This window comes from Mycobacterium sp. NGS16 (assembly GCF_059813225.1).
This window is the reverse complement of the sequence record NZ_JCALEE010000027.1, coordinates 1-495: the sequence shown is the minus strand read 5'-3', so window position 1 is coordinate 495 and position 495 is coordinate 1. Positions and strand designations below refer to the sequence as shown.

The following is a 495-nucleotide window of genomic DNA, read 5'->3' as shown; positions in this document are numbered from 1 at the left end:
GCCGGGCAACTGCACCTGGGCCCGCTACTGTCCGACGCCGAACGCCAATACCTGTTATGCGACGCCACCTTCGAGGCCTGGTTCGAGCGCAACGGCGAGCCCATCGGGGCCGGACGCACCACCCGCGGAATCAGCCGCCGGCTGCGCCGCGCACTCGAGCACCGCGACTCCACCTGCGTGGTTCCCGGCTGCAGCACCACCCGCGGCCTACACGCCCACCACATCCGCCACTGGGAACACGGCGGCAAAACCGAGCTACCCAACCTCGTGCTGGTCTGCCCCTACCACCACCGCCTACACCATCGCGGCATCATCACCATCACCGGCGACGCCGCCAACCTCACCATCACCGACCACACCAACCGACCACTGACCCCGGCATCACTAGCCCGGCCACCCAAACAACCCCCGCCCACCGTCCCACCGTGCCCCGGACCAACCGGCGAACGCGCCCAATGGTGGTGGTACCAACCCTTCCAACCCCAACCACCACCG

At 68.7% G+C, this 495-nt stretch carries 1 protein-coding gene; it reads left to right on the top strand.

Annotation, left to right across the window (positions count from 1 at the left end; translation table 11 throughout):
* On the top strand, positions 1-495 hold a 495-nt coding region (locus tag AC5Y4Q_RS21635), incomplete at both ends, for an HNH endonuclease signature motif containing protein (RefSeq protein WP_499960168.1).